The organism is Acidovorax sp. 107 (assembly GCF_003058055.1).
Lineage (GTDB): Bacteria > Pseudomonadota > Gammaproteobacteria > Burkholderiales > Burkholderiaceae_C > Acidovorax.
Window position 1 is genome coordinate 1,217,540 of record NZ_QBTZ01000001.1, and the last position, 23,325, is coordinate 1,240,864.

20 protein-coding genes are annotated in these 23,325 nt (G+C 64.2%); 18 read left to right on the forward strand and 2 right to left on the reverse strand.

From position 1 onward, the window contains the following. Positions 1 to 13 precede the first annotated feature (13 nt). The 16 genes from C8C99_RS05780 (at position 14) to C8C99_RS05855 (ending at position 18,876) form a co-directional block, all read left to right on the forward strand. Positions 14 to 841, forward strand: coding sequence for a type II secretion system protein (locus tag C8C99_RS05780; protein ID WP_108625223.1), 828 nt, complete (start codon positions 14 to 16; stop codon positions 839 to 841). Positions 842 to 904: 63 nt separating this feature from the next. Then, positions 905 to 1,828 (forward strand): type II secretion system protein, encoded by a 924-nt coding sequence (locus tag C8C99_RS05785; RefSeq protein ID WP_056645750.1) that lies wholly within the window; start codon positions 905 to 907, stop codon positions 1,826 to 1,828. Further along, positions 1,829 to 2,332 (forward strand): hypothetical protein, encoded by a 504-nt coding sequence (locus C8C99_RS05790; RefSeq protein ID WP_056645747.1) that lies wholly within the window; start codon positions 1,829 to 1,831, stop codon positions 2,330 to 2,332. Then, on the forward strand, positions 2,329 to 3,642 hold the full coding sequence (locus C8C99_RS05795; RefSeq protein ID WP_056645744.1) for a hypothetical protein: 1,314 nt from the start codon (positions 2,329 to 2,331) through the stop codon (positions 3,640 to 3,642). The genes C8C99_RS05790 and C8C99_RS05795 overlap by 4 nt, the downstream gene beginning before the upstream one ends. After that, complete coding sequence (locus C8C99_RS05800; RefSeq protein WP_056645741.1) at positions 3,639 to 4,226, forward strand: hypothetical protein; 588 nt, start codon at positions 3,639 to 3,641, stop codon at positions 4,224 to 4,226. Before C8C99_RS05795 ends, C8C99_RS05800 begins: the two co-directional genes overlap by 4 nt. Before the next feature lie 133 nt (positions 4,227 to 4,359). Continuing rightward, positions 4,360 to 6,156, forward strand: a complete 1,797-nt coding sequence (mshL, locus tag C8C99_RS05805; RefSeq protein ID WP_108625224.1) for a pilus (MSHA type) biogenesis protein MshL — start codon at positions 4,360 to 4,362, stop codon at positions 6,154 to 6,156. A 26-nt stretch (positions 6,157 to 6,182) separates the two neighbouring features. Continuing rightward, positions 6,183 to 7,196, forward strand: a complete 1,014-nt coding sequence (locus tag C8C99_RS05810; protein WP_158274162.1) for a M48 family metallopeptidase — start codon at positions 6,183 to 6,185, stop codon at positions 7,194 to 7,196. Continuing rightward, on the forward strand, positions 7,193 to 8,689 hold the full coding sequence (locus C8C99_RS05815; RefSeq protein ID WP_108625226.1) for an ExeA family protein: 1,497 nt from the start codon (positions 7,193 to 7,195) through the stop codon (positions 8,687 to 8,689). The genes C8C99_RS05810 and C8C99_RS05815 overlap by 4 nt, the downstream gene beginning before the upstream one ends. After that, complete coding sequence (locus C8C99_RS05820) at positions 8,673 to 10,418, forward strand: GspE/PulE family protein (RefSeq protein ID WP_108625227.1); 1,746 nt, start codon at positions 8,673 to 8,675, stop codon at positions 10,416 to 10,418. Before C8C99_RS05815 ends, C8C99_RS05820 begins: the two co-directional genes overlap by 17 nt. 22 nt (positions 10,419 to 10,440) lie before the next feature. Continuing rightward, positions 10,441 to 11,712 (forward strand): type II secretion system F family protein, encoded by a 1,272-nt coding sequence (locus tag C8C99_RS05825; protein ID WP_056645735.1) that lies wholly within the window; start codon positions 10,441 to 10,443, stop codon positions 11,710 to 11,712. A 125-nt stretch (positions 11,713 to 11,837) separates the two neighbouring features. Then, entirely contained in the window at positions 11,838 to 12,449 is a 612-nt protein-coding gene (locus C8C99_RS23805) for a hypothetical protein (RefSeq protein ID WP_146186014.1), read from the forward strand. After that, positions 12,449 to 13,234 carry a prepilin-type N-terminal cleavage/methylation domain-containing protein gene (locus tag C8C99_RS05835; RefSeq protein WP_108625228.1) on the forward strand — a complete coding sequence of 262 codons (786 nt, stop codon included), beginning with the start codon at positions 12,449 to 12,451 and terminating at the stop codon, positions 13,232 to 13,234. The genes C8C99_RS23805 and C8C99_RS05835 overlap by 1 nt, the downstream gene beginning before the upstream one ends. A gap of 22 nt (positions 13,235 to 13,256) precedes the next feature. Next, positions 13,257 to 15,584 carry a hypothetical protein gene (locus tag C8C99_RS05840; protein ID WP_233247167.1) on the forward strand — a complete coding sequence of 776 codons (2,328 nt, stop codon included), beginning with the start codon at positions 13,257 to 13,259 and terminating at the stop codon, positions 15,582 to 15,584. Then, complete coding sequence (locus C8C99_RS05845) at positions 15,581 to 16,810, forward strand: type II secretion system protein (protein ID WP_108625230.1); 1,230 nt, start codon at positions 15,581 to 15,583, stop codon at positions 16,808 to 16,810. Before C8C99_RS05840 ends, C8C99_RS05845 begins: the two co-directional genes overlap by 4 nt. Continuing rightward, positions 16,807 to 18,117 (forward strand): type II secretion system protein, encoded by a 1,311-nt coding sequence (locus tag C8C99_RS05850; RefSeq protein ID WP_056645721.1) that lies wholly within the window; start codon positions 16,807 to 16,809, stop codon positions 18,115 to 18,117. The genes C8C99_RS05845 and C8C99_RS05850 overlap by 4 nt, the downstream gene beginning before the upstream one ends. Positions 18,118 to 18,144: 27 nt before the next feature. Continuing rightward, positions 18,145 to 18,876 carry a type II secretion system protein gene (locus C8C99_RS05855; protein ID WP_108625231.1) on the forward strand — a complete coding sequence of 244 codons (732 nt, stop codon included), beginning with the start codon at positions 18,145 to 18,147 and terminating at the stop codon, positions 18,874 to 18,876. An 81-nt stretch (positions 18,877 to 18,957) separates the two neighbouring features. On the opposite strand, the gene C8C99_RS05860 is transcribed toward C8C99_RS05855, so the two are convergent. Together C8C99_RS05860 and C8C99_RS05865 are read right to left on the reverse strand one after the other, a co-directional pair. Next, on the reverse strand, positions 18,958 to 19,311 hold the full coding sequence (locus tag C8C99_RS05860; RefSeq protein WP_056645714.1) for a hypothetical protein: 354 nt from the start codon (positions 19,309 to 19,311) through the stop codon (positions 18,958 to 18,960). Between the two features lie 261 nt (positions 19,312 to 19,572). Beyond that, complete coding sequence (locus C8C99_RS05865; protein ID WP_056645713.1) at positions 19,573 to 21,039, reverse strand: PLP-dependent aminotransferase family protein; 1,467 nt, start codon at positions 21,037 to 21,039, stop codon at positions 19,573 to 19,575. 156 nt (positions 21,040 to 21,195) lie between these two features. Here C8C99_RS05865 and C8C99_RS05870 point away from each other — a divergent pair, with 156 nt between their 5' ends. Both C8C99_RS05870 and C8C99_RS05875 read left to right on the forward strand, forming a co-directional pair. After that, entirely contained in the window at positions 21,196 to 22,008 is an 813-nt protein-coding gene (locus tag C8C99_RS05870) for a c-type cytochrome (RefSeq protein ID WP_108625232.1), read from the forward strand. A gap of 14 nt (positions 22,009 to 22,022) precedes the next feature. Continuing rightward, a complete protein-coding gene (locus C8C99_RS05875) occupies positions 22,023 to 23,303 on the forward strand; it encodes a cytochrome c (protein WP_108625233.1) in 1,281 nt (426 codons plus the stop codon). Positions 23,304 to 23,325: the final 22 nt, after the last annotated feature.

The window sequence follows — 23,325 nt, forward strand, 5'->3', positions numbered from 1 at the left end:
GGAAAACAACATCATGAACCAAGTATTCAAGAACCTGACCCGCCGCCCGCGCTCCGTGCGCCAGCAGGGTTTCACGCTGGTTGAGCTGGCGGTTGTGCTGGCGGTTATCGGCCTGATCATCGGTGCCGTGGCCATCGGCAAGGACGTGCAGCGCAACGCCGAGTACACCAAGATCAAGAACAAGTTCGTTGACCAGTGGGAGCAGGCGTACAACCAGTATTACCAGCGCGCTGGTGTGGTGCTGGGTGATAGCCAGACTGCGCCCCAGAACATGGTCAACGGTGAGCAATTTGTCGGGGGGGGCGCGCGGTCCGGCCGCAACATGACAACCGTCACGCCTCCTGGCGCCATCTGCGACAAGTCCCTTGGCCAGGGCATGACGGCCCGCGCTGGTGATCGCACCGATCTGCGTACGTTGATGACCCGGGTGGGTGTGCGCATGCCTCCGGGCCGTGCCGAAGGGCTGGAAGACCGCTACGTCTATCTCGACACCAACGGCAACCCCCAGGAAGTACAGGTGTGCTTCCAGTGGAATGTGCCTTTGTCGAGTGGCTCTGCTGCGAATGCGGTGGGTGACGGTGCAGGCAACGTGATGATTATCACGGGTCTGACGCCTGATCTGGCCCGCGCGCTGGATCAAATGATCGATGGCAAGCCCGATGAGCGCGAGGGGCGCTTCCGCCGCCAAGGTGTGCTGAACAACGCCGGTGGCACCACCCCCAATGCCCCTGGACAGGAATGGCAGGCTTCCAATCGCGACCAGTTCGGTACCAGCAATGACCGTGCCTTTGACGAGGACCAAATTGCCATCGTCACGGCCATTTATCGCATGAATCAGTGATGCGGCGCGAGCTTCTCACTCCTTGACTCTTTACGTAACTTATTCCCCTCGTCGGAGGTTTCAATGACAAAGATGCAATCGTTTCGCAGGTTGGGCCGCAAGGTCCAGCAGGGTTTCACGCTGGTAGAGCTGGCCATTGTGCTGGCCGTGATCGGCTTGATCATTGGTGCCGTGGCCATTGCCAAGGATGTGCAGCGCAACGCTGAATACCAGAAGGCCGTCAACAAATTTGCTTACCAGTGGAAGATGGCGTACGACCAGTACTACCAGCGCACGGGTGTGGTGGTGGGTGACTGCCAGCAAGCGCCGACCTACATGGTGGATGGCTCTGAAACCTCGATCAACAACGGGAGCGCCTGCACGCGAGCAGGCTCCATGGCCGTTCCAGGCATTCCCGCCAGCTTCACGGACCGTGGTCGCAAGATCTGCTCGGGCCAGGGCTATGCGGCGAACACGGTGGGCGCAGGCGACACCACACTGGCGTCGGTGAATCTGCGCGAGCTGATGACCCGCGCTGGTGTGCGCATGCCCCCTGGCCGGGGCGAAGGGCATGAAGACCGCTTCCTCTACATCGACTCCAACGGCAACCCGGCCGAACTGCAAGTGTGCTTCCAGTTCAATGATGCAGGCGTCGCAAGCGGGGCAGGCAATGTGATGGTGATTCGTGGCCTGACGCCTGACCTGGCACGGTTCATGGACCAGGTGATTGACGGCAAGCCCGACTCCCGCGAAGGCCGTTTCCGCATCCAGGGCCGCCCCCAGCAGACCGCATCCACCGAAGCCAATGCACCGGGCACCCAGTGGGAGGCCAACAACACGCAAGGCGTTGCTATCAACGTAGGTGGCAACAGCACTCAAATGAACACGAGCGATGCGCGCTCGCCGGTGGTCAATGCCGCAGGGAATGCGGGTGGCACAGCCGGGGGCCGCACGTTTGACGAAGACCAGGTCATCTTGCTGACCGCCCACTGGATCATGGAGCAGTAATTGAACGGCACCCGTACGCTCAAGCTGGCCTGCCTGGCGCTGGCCACTGCCCTGCTCGGCGGTGGAGCCTGGTTGGCGCAGCGCGGTCTCAAGCAACTGGCTTGGGAGCGCCAGCAATTCGCTCAGTTGCAGCAGGGGCTTGAAAGCGCCCGCAGCCTTGTGCCTGAAGTGCAGCGGCGCGAGCAACTGGTGCGTTCTATCAAAGACGTTTCGCAGCAGGTGGAGCGCATGGGCTTTGACCCTTCCCAATGGGGTGAACGCAGGCTGCGCCGGGCCGTAGCCCCGGCGACGCGGGTCGAGGCTGCCCAATTTCTGGGTGAGCTGGGCCGCGGCGGTGCGGGGCAGATCTTCGTGGCCGATGTGTTCGACATCGCCACGGTGTCTCCCGAGGCCAGCCTGTTTCATCCGCCCATGCCTGGTGACATGGGGCTGTTGCTTGGTGTCACGGGCACGCTGCACTTCCAGACGGCGTCTGTCTCCCCATCGCCCAAGGTGACTCCATGAGTGCAGAACACGTGTATCGCATCGCCAGCTCCGGCTGGCTGCACTGCCACGGGCATCAGGTGGAAGAGGTTCCGGCCTGGCCCCGCCTGACGCACAGCGCGCTGGTCGTGTTGGACCTGGACGATGTCTATACCGACGTCTGGCGTTTTGAGGGCAAGACCGAATACGCTGCCGCCCTGGTGGAAAAACGGGTGCGCACGCAGGGTCTCGTCGAGGGAGCCGCCCACGTGGTGGTGCATCGCTTGGTCAAGCTGCCCGGTGGCTTTCAGGTTTTCTTCTCGGCCATATCACTGGATCTGTGGCAGCGCTGCACGCAGTGGGCCAAAGAGCAGGATGACCATTGCCTGGTGATGATGGCAGGGGGGCTGCTCTGCGATGGCGTGAGCTCTGGCAATGCGCGCGTGATGCTGACGCAGCGGCGGCTGATGTGCTTCGTGCAATCCGAAGAAGGCATGGTCTTCGGCTCCACCCAGGCACTGGGGTCTGGTCCTTCCGCCATGGCCAGCGCAGCCCAGGTACTGACCAGCAACCACGGTGCGTTGTTGACGCGGTTGGGGGCAGAAGCGGTGGAGTGGGGCACGCTGTGGTCCACCCAGCCGGCGGACGTGGACACCTGCGTGGCTGCTGTCCGCAATGTGGCGGGTGGATCGCCGGTGGTCATGCATGCGCAAGAGATGACTCTGGCCTCAGAGCGTGTACACACGGTTCTGCCACAGCTGGCGCGTCAGTCGGCAGGCCGTCACGCGCTGAACCCTAGCCTGGAGCGGGTGGCATGGCGTGCAGAGCGCTGGGTGGCCCCCATCACAGTGGTGACGGCGCTCGTAGGTGTCGTCCTGGCCATTGCGGGTGTGCTCGTCGGTCAGCTGGCTGACCAGCAGCGCAGCGCAGGGCAGGGCCAGCGCGCTGAAATGGAGGCGCTGCAAAGTCGCATCCAGGCGGTGTCGTTGGTGGAGGCACCACAGAAGCTTTTGCCTGTGGCCGAGTTCTCGCGCACGCTGGACGAGGGCGCACGCCATGACCCGGTGGCGTTCATGGCCGTCTTGAAGGCCGCGTCCAACAAGGACATTCGTATCCAGCGCGTACGCCTGGAAACCACGGGTTCATTGGGCAGTGCCCAACCTCGCGGCCGAGCCTTCCGCGTGGACGGCGTGGTCGCGCCCGGAGCCTCGGCTTCGGTGACGCGATGGGTGTCGCAGATGGCCGCTGCCGGCTGGACGCTCAAGGCCGTGGACCCCACCTACACGCTGCCCGGCGCCTTCTCGTATGAGTTGGTGGCCAGCGCAGCTGCTCCAGGAAATGTGAAACCATGAAATACGCGGCTTTACTTCTCAATGGGCTCGCCATTTTGCTGCTGGGTTGGGGGCTGTACGGCGTGTTCCAGCTCACCCAGGCACGCACCCCGTCGATGCGCCCGTTGACCATTGAATTGACGCCTTTGCCGGCTGCGCTGCGCACCGATCAGGCACGCGTGACCGAAGCCTTTGGCGCCATGGCCCGCATTCAGGCCCAGACGGCTACCGCTGGTACCGATCCTCAGCGGCTGATCGCGCTCCCGCTGCCAGGCAGCGACGTGGTGGGCAGTGTGCAGATGCCTCGCCGTTCCTTGTCATTGCACCTGGATGACCTGGCTTCCGAAAGGCAGTCGGTGGTGATTGACGGCCAGTTGGCCCGCCAGGGGGCTCGCCTGGAGGGGGGCGGGCGTGTGGTGCAGGTTCGCCCGAGCGAAGCAGTGGTCACCGAGCGCCTGGGGCGCCAGACGCTGACATTGCCTCAGGGCGACCTGCGGGTAGGCACGCTGCGGTGGCCCGATGGCTCCCTGGCGAGCGTCAATACCCAGGAGTTTCGCGCCGGCCTGCCGGGGGGCCAACCGGCCCCCATCAAGAGCCTGCCATGACCACGAAGACCCGCTTGAAGCAGGTGCGCAGCTTGGCTGCACGGTGCGATGAGCACGTTGCATTGCGTGCTCTTGCCGGCTTCTCCTCATGACTATTTCAAGAAATCACGCTAGTAGCGCCAAGGACAGCGACATGAACAATCCTCCGTTTTTCAAGCCTTTGGCGCTGGTATGTGCCGCTCTGGTGCTGGCTGGGTGCGCCAGTTCGTCGCCCCGCAGCGCCTCCAGCCTGCCCCCGCCAGACACCAAGGCGGCAGACCAGATGCGCGAGCATGCAGCGCAAGAGGCGCAGCGCCTGCTGGTACATCAGCAGATGCTGTTGGCCGAGATCAACAAGACCGCTGCTCCCCCGGTCATTGCGCCGATGGCTCCGGTGTTTGATCCGCTGGAGGGCAAGTTGATCAACGTGGCCATGTCCAGGGCAAGCATCAGCCAGATCCTGAGCGCCTTTGCCGACGCCGGGAATCTGAACCTGATCGTGGACCCCAACGTGCTGAAGGGTGGTCAGCTTGCCGACATGCACCTGCGCCAGGTGACCCTGCGCGAAGGTTTCAACGAGGTGCTGCGTACCTATGACGTGGCGGGGGAGTTCCGGGGCAACACCCTGCGGGTGAACCTGACCGAGGAAAAATTCTTCGCGCTGAACTTCCTGAACACCAAGACCAGTATCCAGATGGGCTCTGGCGGCAACGTGTTTGGCAGCAGCAATTCGGGCAGTGGGGGTGGAAGCGGCAGTGGTAGCAGTGGTGGAGGCGGTTCGGGTGCCCAGCAGGGTAGCCTGACCATGGCGGGTTCCGGCGGCGGCAGCACCGATCCGTACCAGGAAATCGAAACGGCCCTCAAGTCGGTGTTGGGTGATGCGAACCAAGACCGCCTGGCCCAGCAGCAAATGCAGCAGCAGAACCTGAGCATGACGACGCCAGGCTCTACTCCACCGGCCTGGATCGGCGGGGTCAACCCGACGCGTCCGGCCCAGTTGCCGCAGGCGCCCCTGGCCACGATGAATGAAGACAGTGGTTTCACACTGAACAAGATGACAGGTACGCTGTATGTGAAGGCTCGTCCTTCCAAAATGCGCGCCGTTGAGAAGATGCTGGCACAGGTGCACAAGGTGCTGGGCAAGCAGGTGTACGTGGAGGCGCAACTCATTGACGTCCAGCTGTCGGACAACTTCGAGTTTGGTGTGGACTGGACTTCCTTGCGCAGCCGTCTGGCCGCGGGATTTGGCTCATCGCCCATGCAGCTGGGCGGCAGTTCGGGCTCGTTGCCCAATGCTGGCACCGGCTACCCGTCGCGAGCCATCTCCATTCCCGCAGCGCTGATTGGCAGCGTGGCTGGGCCCGCGCTGGGCGTGTCCTACCAGGGCAGCAACTACGGCATCGTGATCAACGCGCTGCGCTCCTTTGGCAACCTGAAGGTGCTGTCCAACCCCAATGTGCAAGTGCGTAACGGCACGCCCGCATTGCTGTCGGTGGGCACCAGCTCTCGCTATGTCTCTCAGTCTGCATCCACGCAGACGGTGCCTGGCGGCGGAGCGTCCACCACCTCGTCGAGCGTGCAGACCGACACCGTGTTCTCCGGTGTCATGGTGGGCGTGCTCCCCATGGTGCGCGACGATGGCCGCATCGAACTGCTGCTCAATCCCATGCAGAGCGATGTGGACCCAGCCAGCCTGCAACTGGTGGCGGTGGGCGGGGACAACCTGGTCTCACTGCCCAAGGTGAGCTACAAGGGGCTGACCACCACCCTGAACGTGGGAGACGGTGACGTGGTGGTGGTGGGTGGTTTGATCGACCAGCGCAGTTCCAACAACGACCGTGGTGCGCCTGGTGTATCCGACGTGCCGCTGCTGGGCAAGTTGTTCGGCAATGAGAACAAGGTGCACGGCAGCCGTGAACTGGTGATCGTGTTGCGGGTGCGTGTGCTATGAGCCTCATTCACGATGCGCTGAAATCCATGGATGCGCCTCAAAATTCCCAGCCTGCCATGGCCAAGGCTCCCAAGGCGGCGGTGCGTGGCCGTCCTGCGTGGCTGGACGCCATGCTGGCTTTTGCCATCGTGTTGGGTGCGGGCATTCTGGGATGGTTTGTGTGGCAAACCCAGATGAAGCCGAAGGCGGACCCTCTGCCCATGGCTGCTGCACCGACTCCCGCTCCCGCGCCGGCCCCTGTGGTGGTGACGCCTGCCGTCACAGAGACTGCCGCGCCAGGAACTGCTTCTGCCATGCCAGCGCCGGCCGCAACGGCCGTTGCTGCGGCCGTACCTGCACCTGCAACGGCGGCAGTACCTGCTGATGTGACGGCAACTGCTGGCGGTGCCCCTGCGCCCGTGGCTGTGTCGGCCCCCGCAGTGGCCGTCGTGGCTGCTGGTACGCCTTCGCCGTCGCCATCCACGGCTCCCATGGCCGCGCCCGCTCCAGTTGCAGCGGTTGCTATGGAGCCTGCCAGCCCGAAGTCGGTAGTGGTTGCGAGCCAGCGCAGTGACGCCGCCACGGCAGCGGCTCCCGCAGCGACCCGCCCTGGCCAGACGCGGCAGGCGCGCAGCATGAGCCGTTCCAATGCCGCTGCTGCCTCCGCACCCGCGTCAGCGCCAGTGGTGGATGACACACCGGTGGAACTGCGCTTCGCCCGTTTCGTTGCTGCCATGAAAGAGTCTCGCGGGGCAGATGCTGAACGCGAGTTGGCCGCGCTGAAGGAGCGACTGCCTGCAGGATCGTTGGGGCTCTTGCGTGCGCAGGCCTGGTTTGACCTGCGTGCCGGGCGTGATGCGGCGGCGGCCGATGGCTACCGCGCCATTCTTGATCGCATGCCCGGGGATGAGGAGGCCTCCATCAATCTCGCCAGCATCCAGTCTCGCCAGCAAAAGCCAGAAGAAGCCCGGGCCACGCTGGATGCTTCCTTGCGTCTGCAGCCGGATTCCGCTGCGCTGCGAGCCGCCCTGGCACAGTTCACTCCCGCTGCCCGGCAATGACAGCCAGTTCCATCTATGCCACGCTGGGGTTGTCACGCAACCCGTTTCCGCCTACGCCGGACGCGGGTTCGTACTTCTTCACGCCGCGGCTGGAGGAGGACTTTGCGGAGATCGTGCACTGCATCGAAGCCCGCAAGGGTTTCGTCCTGCTGACCGGAGAGGTGGGGCTGGGTAAAAGCACGCTGGTGCGGCGTCTGCTGGATACGCTCAGTGGCAAGAACTGCCATTCGGCGCTCATCCTGAATACCTTTTTGCAAGACAGCGCTCTGCTGTCCGCCGTACAAACGGATTTTGGCCTGCTCCCTTCGGATTCCGTGGAGCAGGGGCTGGCGCGACTGACCGAATTCTTGATCGCAGGGCACCAGGCGGGCGACATCAACCTGCTGGTGATTGACGATGCGCAGAACCTGAGCGTGGAATCGCTGGAGCTGGTGCGCTTGCTGTGCAACCTGGAAACCGGGCAGGAAAAGCTCCTGCAAATCCTGTTGGTGGGGCAGCCCGAGCTGGAAGAGACCCTGGCGACGCCTGAGCTGCGCCAGCTCAAGAGCCGCATCATCAAACACGCTCGCCTGTCAGGCTTGCAAAAGGACGAGATCACCCGCTATTTCGATTTCCGCGTCAACGCGGCCGGAGCGGAAGGGCGCCTGTTCATAGAGCCTGATGCTGCAGACGTCTTGCACCGGGCCACACAAGGCAATCTCCGACGCATCCATCTGGTGCTGGATCGCTGCCTGTACGGGTTGGCCAGCACGCGGGCGTCCGTGGTCACGTCTGCGCTCGTCCAGCGTGCCGTAGCCGATTTGCCCGCTCTGGGGGAAGAGGCCACGGCGGTAGCCAGAGTGACTGGTGGCCATCGCGGTCGCAAGGCGTGGGTTCTGGCAGGCCTGTTGGCTGGAACCTCGGCCACGGTCGCGCTCGCCGGCTGGGGGTTGGTGTCCCAGCCAACGGAGCACCCCACGCCCGTGGCCGCAGAGGCGGCGGCAGTCCGCGCGCCAGAGCCTGCCCGCTCATCTGTGACCATCGAGCCTCCGGCATTGCCGCCGGGCGCGGGTTCCGTTGCTGCGACTGCGATGGAGCCGATCCCATTGAAGGGGACGCCGCCGTCTGGCCAGGCCTGCGAAAGCCAGCTGAAAGCTGCTGCAACGGCCGATGAAGTGGTGCACATCTATCGCCTGCCCGAGGGCATGGCAGACAGCCTGAAACCCACCGCCCGCCTGTGTCGCTTCAATGTGGACAAGGAGTCCTGGGTTGCGTGGCTGGGGCGTAACAACGCACGCCATATCCAGGCCGCTGAGCAGGCCACGCGCAAGGTGCAAGGCAAGCTCAAGAGCATGGGCCTGTTGGACAAACGTGAGCCTGATGACGGCTTTTTTGGTTCGAAGACTGGAGAGGCGTTCGCCCGCTTTCAACAGCAGCAGGGCCTACCCCCGACGGGCAAGCCTGACGAACTGACTTTCTTACTTCTGGAGCATCAGGATGCATCCCCCCGCTGAATCATTGCTGGAGGCCTCGGGCCAGTTGCAGCCCACTGGCGCCACGGCGGAAGATCGCCTGGCGGTGCTGCGCGACAAGAGTCCTTCGTTGGGCGCTGCCTTGGTCAAAGCAGGCTTGGTGTCTGCAGTCGCCATCGACTACGTGCTGCAAAAGCAGAAAATCGAAAAGGTGCCCATGGGCAACCTGCTGGTGGAGCTTGGCTTTGCGAGCGCCAACGAGGTGGCTCGCCAGCTCGCCGGCCAGCGCGGGCTGCGCTTTGTCAATGCCGACGAAATGCCTGAGCCCGACACCGCAGTGGCGGGTATCTTCAACCGCTCGTTGTGCCTGACCTACGGCTTCTTGCCGGTGCGGGAAAACGACGAAGGCCTGATCGAGGTGGTGTTGGGTGACGCGCAGCCTGACACGGTGACGGAACTCGTGCAGCGCAAGCTGGGCAAAGGGTGCCATTTTTTCCAGGGCGAGTTCGACAGTGTTGCCCAGGCCATTCAGCAGCACTACTACTTTGCCGAGCATCCACCCGCACGCCTGATCGAGAGCGAAGTCCGCAAGCTCGAAGCCGACGTTGACCGTGCTTACAGCCCCGCGCGATTGCTGGAGCACATGCTTCACCTGGCCTTGCGCGAACGGGCGACCGACATCCACCTGGCCCCCACTGCGCGCAGCCGTTCCGTGCTGCTGCGTGTGGACGGCGTGTTGCGGCCGGTGTTTGCGCTCTCTCCCGCCCTTGACCGCCTGGTGGTGTTCGTCAAGCTGCAGGCCGATATGGATGCCAGCGAGCAGCGCTTGCCCCAGGACGGCAGTTTTACGGCCCAGGTGATGGAGTGCAACTTCACCATCCGCGTATCGACGCTGATCTCCGAATTTGGTGAGCGCATGGTGATGCGCCTTCTGCCTGAGCGCAGCAACCTGGACAAGTTGGCGGATCTGGGCTTTCTCGAAGAGGATGTCGCGGTCATGGCCAAGGCGTTTTCGCGCCCGCACGGCCTCATCCTGATCACGGGCCCCACCGGCTCCGGCAAGAGCACTACGCTGCACGCTGCACTGCGCATGCAGCCTCTGATCGAGCGCAATGTTTTGACCGTGGAAGACCCCGTGGAGTACCGCGTTCCCGTCGCTTGTCAGACCGAAGTGAACCGCCGCGCCGGATACGAGTTTGCCAACGCGATGCGGCACTTTTTGCGGCATGACCCGGACATCATCCTGGTGGGTGAAATCCGCGACTCCGAGACCGCGCGCGCTGCGCTCGACGCATCGTCCACCGGCCATCTGGTGCTGTCCACATTGCACGTGGGCAGCATTTTCGGTGTCATGCCTCGCCTTAAGCTGCTGGGTGTGGACGCCGAGACAATTGCCGAGAACCTGGTTGCAGTCATCAACCAGCGGCTGGTGCGCCGCGTCTGCCCGCATTGCGCCAAACCGCGCCTTGCGACCGATGATGAGCGCCGCTGGCTTGGACAGGGCGCCGCCGGTGAAATGGTGCAGGTGTTTCACGGCGTGGGCTGCCACCACTGCCGCGACACAGGGTATCTGGGGCGACTGCCTGTGTACGAAATGCTGATCGTCAACCGCGATCTGGCCGATGCCATCGCCTCGGACGCCACGCGTGCCGAAATGCGGCAACGTGCGCTGGCTGCGGGCATGCGTCCGATTCTGACTCTGGCGCGGCATCGGGTGCTGGCGGGCGAGACCACCATGGACGAAATTCTCCGCACGGTGGGCGAGGACTGAGCCGCTCCGGCGGAAGCATTGCATGGCCAATCTCAACACTTACTACTACCGCGTGCTGTTGCCCCACGGCAGCGTGCGCTCGGGCCTGTTGCGCCTGGCGGTCAAGCGCGATTTGTCTGCCCGCATGCGGCTTGAAGCCGATACCGATGGCACGGTGATCAGCCTCTGGCGCTTTCCTGCCTGGCTGTCTGTGGTGGCTGATGCGCTGATGCATCTGTTCCGTCAGCAGGTGCGCAGCGAAGACCTTGCTGGCTTTCTGCGTGACCTGGGCCTGATGATGCGCGCTGGAGTGCCCGCACTCGACGCACTGACCACCTTGGTGGAAGAGAGCCACAGCGCCGGCAACGCTGCCATCGCAGCGGTGGCCCGCAACATGCGGGACGACCTGAACGCGGGGGTGGGAATGACCGAGGCTTTCAACCGCCACCCCAACATATTTCCCGAGACGGTGCGCAACCTGGTGTCCATCGGCGACCAGACCGGCACGTTGGACCGCATGCTGGGCGAAGCTGCCGAGCACGTCGAGCGCATGATCAACATCCGGCGCGACATCAAGACGGCATTGATCTACCCCGCGTTCGTGTTTGCCTCCATCATCGGTGTGGCGATCTTCTGGATCTACTACGTGGTACCCAACATGGCACGGCTGTTCAAGCAGCTGCAGGCCAAGCTGCCGCCAATCACGGAAGGTCTGGTGGCATTCGCGGACCTGCTGTCCACCCATCTTCCCTGGGTGCTGCTGGTCACGACCATCGTGGTGTCGATCGGGGTCATTGCGTTCAGGCGTTCCGAGCGCTTCCAGCTCGCCACGTACACCCTCTTGCACCGCCTGCCCATCGCCCGCACGTTGCTGGTTTCCTCGGGCATGGCGCACATCACGGAGCACCTTTCGATCCTGGTGCGCGCGGGGGTGGACATGGTGTCGAGTCTGCGCGTGCTGGGCCGTGCAACCAAGAACCGGTACTACCGCACGCGCCTCATCCATGTGGCGGAATCCGTATCGCGTGGGGAGTCGGTGTCATCGTCGATGCGGCGCGTAGGCGGGTTTCCCGCGATGGCTGTACGGATGATCTCCGTCGGCGAAGAGTCCGGTAGCCTGGACCAGCAGCTCTCGCATCTGGCGACGGACTATCGCAAGCGCCTGGAGGTGCTGGTGAAGTCGCTGGCAGAAATCCTCAAGCCCTTGATCATCCTGATTGCTGGAGGCTTGTTCCTGTTCCTGATTGTTGCGCTGTTGCTGCCTGTGTACGACCTGGTGCGGCAGTCGGTCAACCAAAGCATGGGGGGAGGGTGAATGCGCGGCATGGTGACGTCCATCACGCCTCGTGGTTCACGGGGTGTGCATTTGTGCAGACTCACGCAGGTTGAGCCTTGTCCATCGCTGGCCGAGGTCTGCCTGTCGGTGCGGGTGGGGTTGCAATGAAAAAGCCCGTGTTGATTGGCGGTGGTCTGGCCGTGCTGGTGCTCGTTATCGTGTTCTTCGCCGGATGGACGGCGGGAGGGGGGGGCGGCGCACATTCAGTGGCACCGCCTCCACCGTCGGTAGCGGCGCCGCCATCCCGCCAGGAGGGCGCTGCCAGCATTGCCTCCCGTTCTGCCGATGCCGCCGCGTCGTCCGCGCAGCCCCTGTCCGCAGGGGGCTCTACCGCAACCTCGTCGGCTGCACTTTCACCGGATGACCGTCGCAAGCGTCTGGCACAGGTGCGTTCGGATATCACGGCAATGATGTCCAGCGGAGCGCTCAGTTCGCCCGAGAAAGCCCTGGCACTCATCAATGAGCTCGAGCAGCTGTCGCCAGGAAACACCGATCCGCGCTACTTTCAGACGCTTCGGAACATGCTGGAGAGCACCTCCAAGATCCAGGCGCTCAACACGGAGCTGCAGCGGATTTCGGGCAGTTCCAAGCCCGAAGACCTTGTGCGTCGCCAGGAGGTATTGAGTCAGTTGCAGCAGATCAGTACGCGCATCAGTGCAGATGCTGCAGATCTGCAGTCCACCGTGCGACGGCCGGCTGCAGCGGGGAAACCGTGATGATGGGGGGACCCTTGTTGCGGGCCTGTGCTCGTATGCCCAGATTGCAGGCGGGCTTTTCCTTGATCGAGCTGAGTGTTGCGCTGGTGGTGGCGGGCCTTTTGTCGTGGGCATCCTTCAGCGCGTACGAAACCGTCTCTGCACAGCAGCAGCTTGAAAGAGGGCGGGCGCAGGCGCAACAGTTGCAATCGATCTTGCGCGCTTTTGCGCTTCGCTACGGGCGCCTCCCTTGCCCCGACGTGGGTGCCGTGGCGAATGGCTATGAGTCGCTGACGGCTGGAGAGTGTTCCACTGGCAATCAGTTGGGCTGGTTTCCGTACGTCAGTCTGGGGTTGGAGATTCCGACGCTGGAGCACCGTGCACGCTATGCCGTGTTTCGTGCAGCCAATGCAGATCCATTGCTGGACGCGGATCTGGCGGTCTCCAAGGAGCGCAACGGAGATTCCGTCAGCGATGCCAACTACCTGGACGTCACGGACTTGATCGCTGCGCTGGTGAATGCGGCCGCCCTTCCCCTGTCTACCGGTCGTGCCTATCTCACGGGAGATGGAGGCGCTGCCGGGGCCATTGATTGCGCGTCCAACGCTGTAATGCCGGCGGCTTATTGGGTGGTGGTTCCGTTGCAAGACAGGGACAACGATGGTAGCCGCCTCGATCCTCCCCATACGAGCAGCAGCCTGTGTGCAGCCAGTCCTTCTGCCCCACTGAGGTTTGCTTCGGATGACGTGGTGGTGGCCGAGTCGCCCGCACAGTTGGCAGGCTGGCTGCGCGTGAGTTTGCCGTAGCCGCATTCGAGACCCATAGCTCATGTTCATGCAGATACTTGCCTTTGCTCACCTGGCTGGAAGGCCCTCGCAGGAGGTGCCAGGTCCTGGTGTGGACGCTTTCGAATTGCACGGGCTGCATTCTGGGCAGAAGTGCTCGCTTGCGGTCACTGGCACTCGATGCAGCAGGGGTGTTTCGCGCTCAAGCTCGCGCGGCTTTGGGATGGTGCAGGTGCTGCTGCTCATTGCCGTGCTGGCTGGGCTCGCGACCATGGGTTACCTTCAATGGCGTGAGCGTTCTGCGGTGGAGTCTTCTCGCCAGGAGCGGCAGGCGCTGGCCCAGGCGGACCGCGCCATCGTCACGTTTGCCACCGTCATGCGGCGTTTGCCTTGTCCAGACACCAACCGCGATGGCGTGGAAGACTGCGGCGCAGGCGACCAGAAGGGCTGGCTGCCTTCGGTGTCGCTGCGATTGGCCGGGGCCGACCCCGGTGTCGATGTGGGGCAGTTGCGTTACCTTGTGCAGCGAGGCGGCGGAGCGAACGATCTGACCGTGCTGGACGACGCATGGCGACCTCTGGAATACGACACCACAGGCAAGACCTATGCGTCCATGCGTGCGACCACCGCGACGGGGGGAGACTATCAGGCGGACATCCTCACGTTAGCGGACCTTTGTCAGCGCCTGGACGAGGGCCGCAAGACACCATATGCGGCTGGTATGGCGGAGGTGAGATCCACTCCCGTTCGCACAACAGCGTACGCGCTCGTTCATCCGGGTAACGACGATGCGGACGGGAATGGATCACTGTTCGATGGAGCGAATGCCTCTGCCGACAGTGCCGTGGAAGACCCCACCCGTCGGCCATTGCTCTCGCGATACAACGATATCGTGCTGGAACGTTCTTACGCGAGCCTGCTTGCCGGGCTGCACTGCGCTCCCCTGATCGACTCCATCAATACCGTGGCATTGGCGCACGATGTAGTGCTCCAGGTGGATGACCTCAAGACCGGCAACATCGCTGCGGCAAAGCAAGCCATCGTTTTCGCTGCCCTGGGTGCGGCGATCACAGCGGCAGATATGACGGGCACGATCCTGGGGGGTATTGCAGATGCGGGCAATGCTGCTGTGGAGTGGGCGATTTGCGCGGCGACCCTGGGGCTGGCGGTGAACGCCTGTGCGGCGGCGCCACAACACACTGCGGCCGTAGCGCTGACCGGGGGAGTGCTGTACGCCAACGGCGTTTCGGTGGGGCTGAATGTTGTGGCTGCTGTGATGGCGGGCAATGCGCTGGCGCTGGCGGACAGCTCGGTGGACGCGTCCACGCTCACATGCCCGTCCACCGACTACACGCAAGCACTCGCGGCTGCGAAGAAGGAATGGGACGACGCTGTGGCAGACCGCAACACGCTCATCACAAAAATCAACGACAAAACCAACGAGCTGAATGCAGCCAATGTTGCGCGTGCCAATGCGATCAACAATCTGGTGGCGCAGGTGCGCGCAGGAGGTACCTCCACCAGCATCGACTCCCGCATACAGCCCGTCCTGGATGCAGCAACCAACTGGGAGTCGAGCAATTTCTCCTTGACCGCCGCCACAATGCGCCGCGACAACTATCAGACGGCGGTAACCCAGTGGACCAATCAAGTGGCTACCTACGCCAACATGCTGGCCAACCGCACCGCGATGATCTCCCAGCTCAATGCCGATATTGCGACGCTGGATGCACAAATTGCCGCTGCGACCGACCCGGCGGTGAAGGCGGCGCTGCAGAAGCAAAGGCTGGAGAAGACCTCGCAGTTGACCCTTCTGAACGACCCTGTTGCCTTGCAAGCGGAGTACGACAAGGCGGTGACCGAACGGAACAACGCGCAAAGCAACCTCACTGCAGCTCAGACTGATCTATCGGCCGCGCAGGCAAGCGTCGGATCTGCGCAAACGAGTTTTCAGACAGCCTATTCCAACTTGCGCAATGCGGGGCGGTACACCATTTTTGTAGGTGGGGTGGCCACATGGGTTGGATGCACCACCACGTCTTCTGGCGTCTGCCAGTCGGGTGACGTAGTGACATCTGGGGGTATTCAGGCGGCGTTGGTGGATCTCTTCGGTGGTTCGTCGGTCAGCCCGGACCCTGATGCCAAGTACCTGAAACCTATCAAGCTGCAGAGGGAGCTCAATGCCCTGCAGAGCCAGCTTGGCGAGGCCAACAAGCGGGTGACCGATGCCAAAAACATATATGACCAACTCAAGACACAGGCTGACAACCCTCCTCCTTGCAACATCACTGGCAAGGGTGTGACACCCATGCCCCCGAGCGCAGCGTTGGACATTCTCATCAAGGTGGACGAGAAGGGGGGTACGCGATGAGGTACTCCCTGAAAAAAAAGAGCGGCTTCTCCTTGGTGGAGTTGGCCGTCGTGATGGCGATCATTGGCATCGTCGGCCTCTTCGTATGGCGATGGGTGGCGTCCACCCGTGAGCCGATGCAGCGGCCTGCCATGCTGCGGCAGTTGGGAGAGGCTCAGGCGGCGGTCGAGGGTTTTGTACTGGCCCACCACCGGTTGCCATGCCCGTCGGCCAACACCGGTGGGAGCGAGGCTTGCGGCGATGCCACGGCGGTGAGATTGCCCTGGAGAAGCCTGGGGCTGAGCAGCAACTTCGGACTATTTCACTATGGCGTGAACCGGGGGGCGGGACTTGACCTGGCCGCCGCACCCGCTGCGGCCGTGTCGCCAGACCTGAACATCGACTTCACGGGCATGCCGGTGATACCGACTTACCCCACGTTCTCGCCGCCGATTGCAGCGTCAGCCACAGTCACCGCTGCGGCTGCCCGGGCACAAGCAGCCATCACCGCAGCCAGCGCTCGCCGTGCGGTGGTCAACGGGCTGGATTGGTGCCGGGTGCTGCGCAGCTTCGCTGCCAACTCGGCAGTGGCCGGCACACTCACTGCTGGCAATGTGTCTGACAGCATGCCGGTGGCTTACGTGCTGGTACATCCGGGCGAGAACAACCAGTTTGACGGCAACAACGCGGTGGGCGCCAGCGCGACCTGGCGTTTTGATTTTCCGGGCCGGCCCCAGGATGCGAACTACGACGACTTGACTCTGGCCGTAGGCCCCGCCGATCTTGATGCACGCATTGGCTGCGTGGGGCGGCTGAGCGAGATGCAGGCCACAGCGCAAGGTGCTTATGCGGCGTACGACAGTGCGCGCGTGATGCAGGAATATTGGTCTTTGCGGGTGTTTGACATCACGGCGGCGGAGTCAGCGGTGCAGTCCGCCGAATCCGGTGTCGCCACGGCGGCTTTGGCCCTGGCTGTGGCAACTGCCAGCGGTGTGATCAGTATCGCGTCGGCCGCCAATTCAGAGGGCGTTACCGCGTTTGTAGTGGGCATCGCTGCTGCCAACTTGGTCGTGGCCATTGCGCAAACCGTGTACGCAGCCAAAGCGCTCGATGAAGCGAAGGCCGCGCTACAGGTGGCCAAGGAGAAACAAGCTGCCACCGATGCCTATGCTGCGCAGATTTATGACACGTTCACGCAAACATTGGCCAACGCCACCAAGTTGGATGTGAAGGGACTCAACCCATGAAGCGCCGCATGCAGGGATTCACCCTGGTCGAGATTTCGGTCATCTTGCTGGCACTGGGTTTGATACTGCCAGGGGCCATCGTTTTCTGGCAACTGTCGGAGCGCCAGCGCGTCACCACGGTGCAGGTGGATGCGCAACAGCAAACACGCGATGCCTTGGTGGGTTATTTGCACTCGAACTATCGCCTGCCTTGCCCGGCAGCTGATACGGCAGGGGTCGAGTCCTGCACGGAGGGTGCGGGCTTGCGCCAGGTGGGCTTCGTGCCCTGGCGCACGCTGGGTCTTCCCCGTCCCGAGGCCGGTGCTCTGCGCTACGGTGTTTACAGAGAGCCCTCCGCCACCGCGCATGAGGACCGGGATCTGGCGACCGCCGTGGATCGCATGAACCCGCTGCGCGTGCGCACGCCCAATCCCAAGCCACAGAACCAGGATGCGCCCAACGACAAGGCACCACCGATCCCTTCGGTGTCCACGGTCCAGTTGGGGATGACCCAGTCCGGCAACGATGCAGCCCCCTTGAACCCGGCATGCAACCCGTCAAACAGTCCGCCTTGCCCCCTGGGAGTGGCGAGGGCTGTCAATCTTGTGGATGTCTGCCTCGCGCTCAACACGGCGAACGACGCGCTGGTAGCGCCTGCCGGGCGGCTGGCCGCCAAGATGCTGGGAACCCGGCGTTCCGTGGCCTTTGCCCTTGCTGCGCCCGGCATGCTGGATGCTGATGGAGACGGAAAAGCGTTCGACGGCGCGAACGCCACGGCCAGTTCAGCCGACCCGACCTTTGAGGCTCCTGGCAAACCGGTGACCGATGCCTATGACGACTCGGTGGTGGCACCCAGCCATGCAGAGCTGTTTGGCGAACTGCACTGTGGTGCCGCCTTGTCCGCCATATCGCACGCGCATTTCAACGCCGCCACCGGGGCGTTTGTGATGGAGCGGGCCTTGTACGACTACCGCGATCAACTGTTTGTGGCCGTCAAGCTGGCCGAGGCCAATGAGGCGGCAGCCTTTGCAGGGGTTGCCGGTGCAGCGGCGGGCGCTTTGGGCGCGGCCAAGGAGATGGTGTCAGCAGTGGCCGATACGACGATGAGTGCAGGCGCCCGGGCCGTGCAGATAGGGCTGGCCGCAGCCGGCATTGTGGCGGCTGCCGTGGGCGTGGGGCTGTCGATTGTGACCACGGGGCTGGCAACCGCGGCACTGATCGAGGCAAAGCAGGTGCACTCGGACTTCGCCACGCGAACCACTGCCATGACGGAACTGGCCATCTCCATCAACAACAACACGCTGAAGGCGGACGCCATTGGCTACTGATACTTTTTGCTCAAAGAGCGACACACCATGACAACGAAACCCACAAACCATTGCGCGCCGTCCGCGGGGCGGCAGCGCGGTTTTTCGCTTCTTGAACTGAGCATTGCCCTGGTGGTGATTGGCCTTGTGCTGGGCGCGGTGGCGGTAGGCCGGGACTTGCAGCGATCTGCGGCAAATCAACGCCTTTCCACCGACTTCATTCAGGGCTGGCAGCTGGCCTACGAGGCGTTTTTTAACGGCGTCGGCTACCCACCGGGGGACAACCCCACCAACCCCACAGGGCGCATCAATGGCAACAGCGCCACTCCCGGTACAGAGCTGTGTGGCAACACAATGATCAATGCGTTCTTGGCCGCCGGCATTCGGCTGCCATCGGGACGCACCGAGGGTCAGCAAGACCGTTATGTGTACCTGGACAGCAACGGCAACCCCCAGGAAGTGCAGGTGTGTTTCCAAAGCGTGAATTGGGCGGAGCCCGATACCACGGTGGGCAACTACGTGACGCGGCCCCGTAACGTGATGGTGATTCGCGGCACCACGTTCTCGCTGGCAGCTGCGTTGGACCAGCAGATCGATGGCAACAGCGACGCGCGTTTTGGCCGGCTCCGGGACGTTTCGCTCGCGAACGACACCACGGCCAACACGCCGGGGAAAATCTGGCCCATCGACGACCGCATGGCGTTTGGCAGCACTACGCCCACGTCGCTCGATGAGTCGCAAGTGGCCATCACCACTGCCTTGTTCAAGATGATGCGTTGATGCCCGGTCAGTGCGCCAAGGGCGCAGGGCTTGTGAGCTTCTGCACCCCCTTGCCGCCCTGGGCTCACTCTGGTTGCGGGGTCACACCCCGGCCAGCTGAAACCGCTGGTCAAAATTCATCTTGCCCAGCACGCGCAGCGCCGCGTTGCGGGTGGCGTTGTCCACCTTGCTGATGTCCAGGCTGTAGCGCTTGGCGGTGGACACCACGTCCACGCTCTGCTGGCCCCATTGCACGGCCACCAGCAGGGCGGGGCGGTGGCCGGTCTCGGCACTGCCGACGGACACGCCGCGTTGCTCGGGGCGGAGCATGAATTCCAGGCGGGGCGTGCGCACCAGGGTCAGGCGGTTGGCCCCCTGGGGCCCGAGGGCAAAAGACACGACCCAGTCGTCTTCGTCTTCGACCATGAGGAACGGGACCGGCTGGTGTGAGGCCATGGTGTGGGAGAGGAGGGTGGTGCGCGGGACCGGCTGAGCCGCCCGGTATGGGCGGCGATCAGTATGCCGAGGCGTGTGTGCGGTGGGGGCGGTAGGAACCCGGAGTTGGGTGCAACCAACGCAGGCGCCGCGCGTCAGTTTGGAGAAAGCTGGATTTGGTGGCGGGTGGTGGTGCCGTGGCGGAGTGTTTTTGGAGTCTCTCATGCCGGTTTTTTCGCCAAATTGCCGGAATGTGCTTGTGGAAAAAAGCCAGAAAGCTCCTTATTTAATAGCAATCTGCTCACTGATTTCTCCGCGTGCCAGCCGGGCGGCCAGTAGGCCGACAGCGCGCAGCGCTGGCTCCAGCCGCCCCTGCGCCGGATGTCCATAGTTGATGCGCACGCAGTGCGCAAACCGCTGGTCAGCCGAGAAGATCTGCCCCGGCGCCAGGCTGATGCCCTGCTGCAGTGCCAAGCGATGCAACTCCAGCGCGTTCACCTGGGGCGGCAGTTCCACCCACAGAAAGTACCCGCCCTCGGGCCGCGACACGCGGGTGCCTGGCGGGAAATGCTGGGCCACGGCCGCCAGGGCAATCGCCTGTTGTTGCTCCAGGCTGCGGCGCAGGGCGCGCAGGTGCCGGTCATACCCGCCTTGGGTCAGGTATTCAGACAGCGCCTGCTGCGATGGCGTGGCGGCCGATAGCGTGGTCATGAGCTTGAGCCGCTGCACGGCTGTGGCTTGGCGGCCCGCCGCCACCCAGCCCACGCGGTAGCCGGGGGCCAGGCTCTTGCTGAACGAGCTGCAGTGCATCACCAACCCCGCGCCATCAAACGCCTTGGCTGGGGGCGGGCGCTGGGGGCCAAAGTGCAGCTCGCCATACACATCGTCTTCGATCAGCGGCACGCCGTGGCGGGCGAGCAAGGCGACCAGTTCGCGCTTTTTGCCCTCGGGCATCAGGCTGCCCAGCGGGTTCTGAAAGCTGGGCATGAGCCAGCAGGCCTTGATGGGCTGGTGAGGTAGCTGGCGCTCCAGCGCCTCGGCGAGCGCCGCCAGGTCGATGCCATCGCGCGGGTGGGTGGCGATTTCCAGCGCCTGCAGGTTCAGCCGCTCCAGGGCCTGCAGCGCGGCGTAGAAGGTGGGCGATTCGACCACCACCACGTCGCCCGGCTGGGTGACGGCCTCCAAGCAGAGGTTGAGCGCCTCCATCGCGCCGTTGGTGATGATGATTTCTTCCACGTCCATAGCCATGCCGTGCACGCCGTAGCGCAGCGCGATCTGCTGGCGCAGGCGCTCGTCGCCGGGCGGCAGGCTTTGCACGATGGTCCAGGGGTCCAGCTTGCGCATGCCGCTGCCCAGGCAGCGTGCCAGACGCTCCAACGGAAACAGCTCCAGCCCCGGAAAGGCCGAGCCCAGTGGCACCAGATCGCGGTCGCGTGCCAGGCCCAGCACCTCGAACACCAGATCGCTGATCGCCACCCCGGTGGATGTGGCCGCAGGCTGCGAGGGCTGGGGCTCTGCCGGGCGGGCCTCGGCGGAGGGGGGGCGGGCGCTGACGTAGTAGCCCGAGCGCGGGCGCGCATGGATCAGCCCCTGGGCCTCCAGCAGGTAGTACGCCTCGAACACGGTGGAAGGGCTGATCCCCCGCGTGCGGCTGGCCTCGCGCACCGAGGGCACGCGGTCGCCGGGGCGCAGGGCGCCGCTATGGATGAGCTGGGCGATGGCGTCAGCGTGGCGTTCGTAGCGTTTCATGGGAGCAAAGCAAACTGATCTGTATTTTTAATCTAAATCTGAATCTGTACTGTTTTTAGGGTCGAGCGTAGAGTGGCGGACTGTGTGGGCGCACGCCTTGCGTGATGGGCCGTTGTGGGCCGCCCCAGCGTTTCTTTGCCGGACAAAAAGATCCCCATGACCGATTGCCTGCGCAGCCTGCTGCGCCCCGTTCTCTGCCTGCCTGCGGCCGCTGCCTTGTTGGCGCTGGCCCTGAGCGCCGGTGCTGTGGCCCAGACGGTGCCTGCCAGCACCACCTCTGCAACCCCGGTGGCCACTGCATCCACTGCGGCCGCGGTGCCCGTGTCTTCCATGTCTTCACGCGTGCTGGCCTGCACCGCCTGCCACGGCAAGGAAGGGCGAGCGACGCCCGATGGCTACTTTCCGCGCATTGCGGGCAAGCCAGCGGGCTATCTGGCCAACCAGCTGCTCAACTTTCGGGACGGGCGGCGCAGTTACCCGCAGATGGGTTACTTGATCGAGCACCTGACGGACGACTACCTGCGCGAGATGGCCGGGCACTTTGCTGCGCTCGACCTGCCTTACCCACCCCCGCCGCCACCCCAGGCGCCGCCCGCCGTGCTGGAGCAAGGCCGCAGGCTGGTACAGGTGGGCGATGCGGCCCGCAACATCCCTGCCTGCGTGGCCTGCCACGGTGCGGCCATGACGGGTGTGGTGCCGTCCATCCCCGGCCTGCTGGGCCTGCCGCGTGACTACCTCAACAGCCAGCTGGGTGCCTGGAAGACCGGCCAGCGCCGTGCGCATCGGCCCGACTGCATGGCCGACATTGCGCGCCAGCTCACGCCCGACGATGTGAGCGCTGTCTCGGCCTGGCTGGCCGCGCAGCCGGTGGCAGCAGGGGGCAAGCCTGCCCGCACATTGCCTGCCGCGATGCCCGCCCGCTGCGGTGGTGTGGCCGAAGTGCCCGTGGCCGCTGCGGCTGCACGCTGAGAAGGGATGCACCGATGAAACGCATCCTCTGGACCCTTTCTTCCGTTCTGGCCGCCTTGGGCATTGCAGCAGCAATGCTGATCAGCCTGAACCTGCGTGGCGAAGAGCCGCTGCCCGCCACCGAGACGCTCCAATCCACGCCTGCACTGGTGCAGCGCGGCGAATACCTGGCCCGCGTGGGCAACTGCATGGCCTGCCACACGACCCAGGGTGGCGCGCCGTTTGCGGGCGGTCGCGGCATCGAGACGCCTTTTGGCGTGGTGCACAGCTCCAACCTCACGCCCGACAAGGCGCAAGGCATTGGCAGCTGGACCTCGGCCGAGTTCTGGCGCGCCATGCACCATGGCCGCGGCAAGGACGGGCGGCTGCTGTACCCAGCCTTCCCGTACCCCAACTACACCCAGGTGGCGCGCGAGGACTCGGACGCCATCTTTGCCTATCTGCAAAGCCTGCCGGCTGCGCCAGATGCCAACCGCGCCCATGCGCTGCGCTTTCCGTACAACACGCAGGTGGCATTGGCGGTATGGCGTGCTCTGTTCTTCGCACCCGGGGCGCCCGCGGCCGAACCCACGCAGACGGCCGAATACAACCGGGGCGCCTATCTGGTCAACGGCCTGGGCCACTGCACCGCCTGCCACACGCCGCGCAATGCCCTGGGCGCCACGTCGGACGCCAAGGCCTTCACCGGCGGCCTGATCCCGGTGCAGAACTGGTATGCCCCCGCGCTCAATGCGGCGCACGAGGCGGGCGTGAAGGACTGGCGTACCGATGACGTGGTGGCCTTGCTGAAAACCGGCGTGGCCCCGCAGGGCTCCGTGCTGGGCCCCATGGCCGAGGTGGTATTCCGCAGCACGCAGTACCTGAGCAACGCCGATGCGCGCGCCATGGCCGTCTACCTGCAGGCCCTGCCGCAGCAGGACCGCAAGGCGCCAGCCACCGCGGCCCCGCCCCCCGCCAGCGCGATGGCGCGGGGCGGCAAGGTGTACGAGCAGCAATGCGCCCAGTGCCATGGCGACCGGGGGCAGGGCGAGCCCGGCGCATTTCCGGCGCTGGCGGGCAACCGCGCCGTCACGCTGGCCGACCCCACCAACCTGGTGCGCGTGGTGCTGCAGGGCGGCTACCTGCCCGCCACGGCAGGCAATCCGCGTCCGCACGGCATGCCGCCGTTTCAGCAGACGCTGTCGGGCGAAGAAGTGGCGGCGGTGACCACGTTTGTGCGCAACAGCTGGGGCAATCAGGCGCCGGGTGTGGGTACCATCGAGGTCTATCGCGCGCGTGAGCGGCGCGGCATGTAGCGCTGGGCCTGGGGCCTGCGCC

Excerpts from the sequence above, each read along its gene's own strand:
- C8C99_RS05840 (WP_233247167.1), top strand. The coding sequence starts at position 13,257 with ATGTTCATGCAGATACTTGCCTTTGCTCACCTGGCTGGAAGGCCCTCG.
- C8C99_RS05855 (WP_108625231.1), top strand. The coding sequence starts at position 18,145 with ATGACAACGAAACCCACAAACCATTGCGCGCCGTCCGCGGGGCGGCAG.
- C8C99_RS05860 (WP_056645714.1), bottom strand. The coding sequence starts at position 19,311 with ATGGCCTCACACCAGCCGGTCCCGTTCCTCATGGTCGAAGACGAAGAC.
- C8C99_RS23805 (WP_146186014.1), top strand. The coding sequence starts at position 11,838 with ATGAAAAAGCCCGTGTTGATTGGCGGTGGTCTGGCCGTGCTGGTGCTC.
- C8C99_RS05780 (WP_108625223.1), top strand. The coding sequence starts at position 14 with ATGAACCAAGTATTCAAGAACCTGACCCGCCGCCCGCGCTCCGTGCGC.
- C8C99_RS05825 (WP_056645735.1), top strand. The coding sequence starts at position 10,441 with ATGGCCAATCTCAACACTTACTACTACCGCGTGCTGTTGCCCCACGGC.
- C8C99_RS05800 (WP_056645741.1), top strand. The coding sequence starts at position 3,639 with ATGAAATACGCGGCTTTACTTCTCAATGGGCTCGCCATTTTGCTGCTG.
- C8C99_RS05865 (WP_056645713.1), bottom strand. The coding sequence starts at position 21,039 with ATGAAACGCTACGAACGCCACGCTGACGCCATCGCCCAGCTCATCCAT.
- C8C99_RS05845 (WP_108625230.1), top strand. The coding sequence starts at position 15,581 with ATGAGGTACTCCCTGAAAAAAAAGAGCGGCTTCTCCTTGGTGGAGTTG.
- C8C99_RS05810 (WP_158274162.1), top strand. The coding sequence starts at position 6,183 with ATGGATGCGCCTCAAAATTCCCAGCCTGCCATGGCCAAGGCTCCCAAG.
- mshL (WP_108625224.1), top strand. The coding sequence starts at position 4,360 with ATGAACAATCCTCCGTTTTTCAAGCCTTTGGCGCTGGTATGTGCCGCT.
- C8C99_RS05795 (WP_056645744.1), top strand. The coding sequence starts at position 2,329 with ATGAGTGCAGAACACGTGTATCGCATCGCCAGCTCCGGCTGGCTGCAC.
- C8C99_RS05870 (WP_108625232.1), top strand. The coding sequence starts at position 21,196 with ATGACCGATTGCCTGCGCAGCCTGCTGCGCCCCGTTCTCTGCCTGCCT.
- C8C99_RS05835 (WP_108625228.1), top strand. The coding sequence starts at position 12,449 with ATGATGGGGGGACCCTTGTTGCGGGCCTGTGCTCGTATGCCCAGATTG.
- C8C99_RS05820 (WP_108625227.1), top strand. The coding sequence starts at position 8,673 with ATGCATCCCCCCGCTGAATCATTGCTGGAGGCCTCGGGCCAGTTGCAG.
- C8C99_RS05785 (WP_056645750.1), top strand. The coding sequence starts at position 905 with ATGACAAAGATGCAATCGTTTCGCAGGTTGGGCCGCAAGGTCCAGCAG.
- C8C99_RS05815 (WP_108625226.1), top strand. The coding sequence starts at position 7,193 with ATGACAGCCAGTTCCATCTATGCCACGCTGGGGTTGTCACGCAACCCG.
- C8C99_RS05850 (WP_056645721.1), top strand. The coding sequence starts at position 16,807 with ATGAAGCGCCGCATGCAGGGATTCACCCTGGTCGAGATTTCGGTCATC.
- C8C99_RS05875 (WP_108625233.1), top strand. The coding sequence starts at position 22,023 with ATGAAACGCATCCTCTGGACCCTTTCTTCCGTTCTGGCCGCCTTGGGC.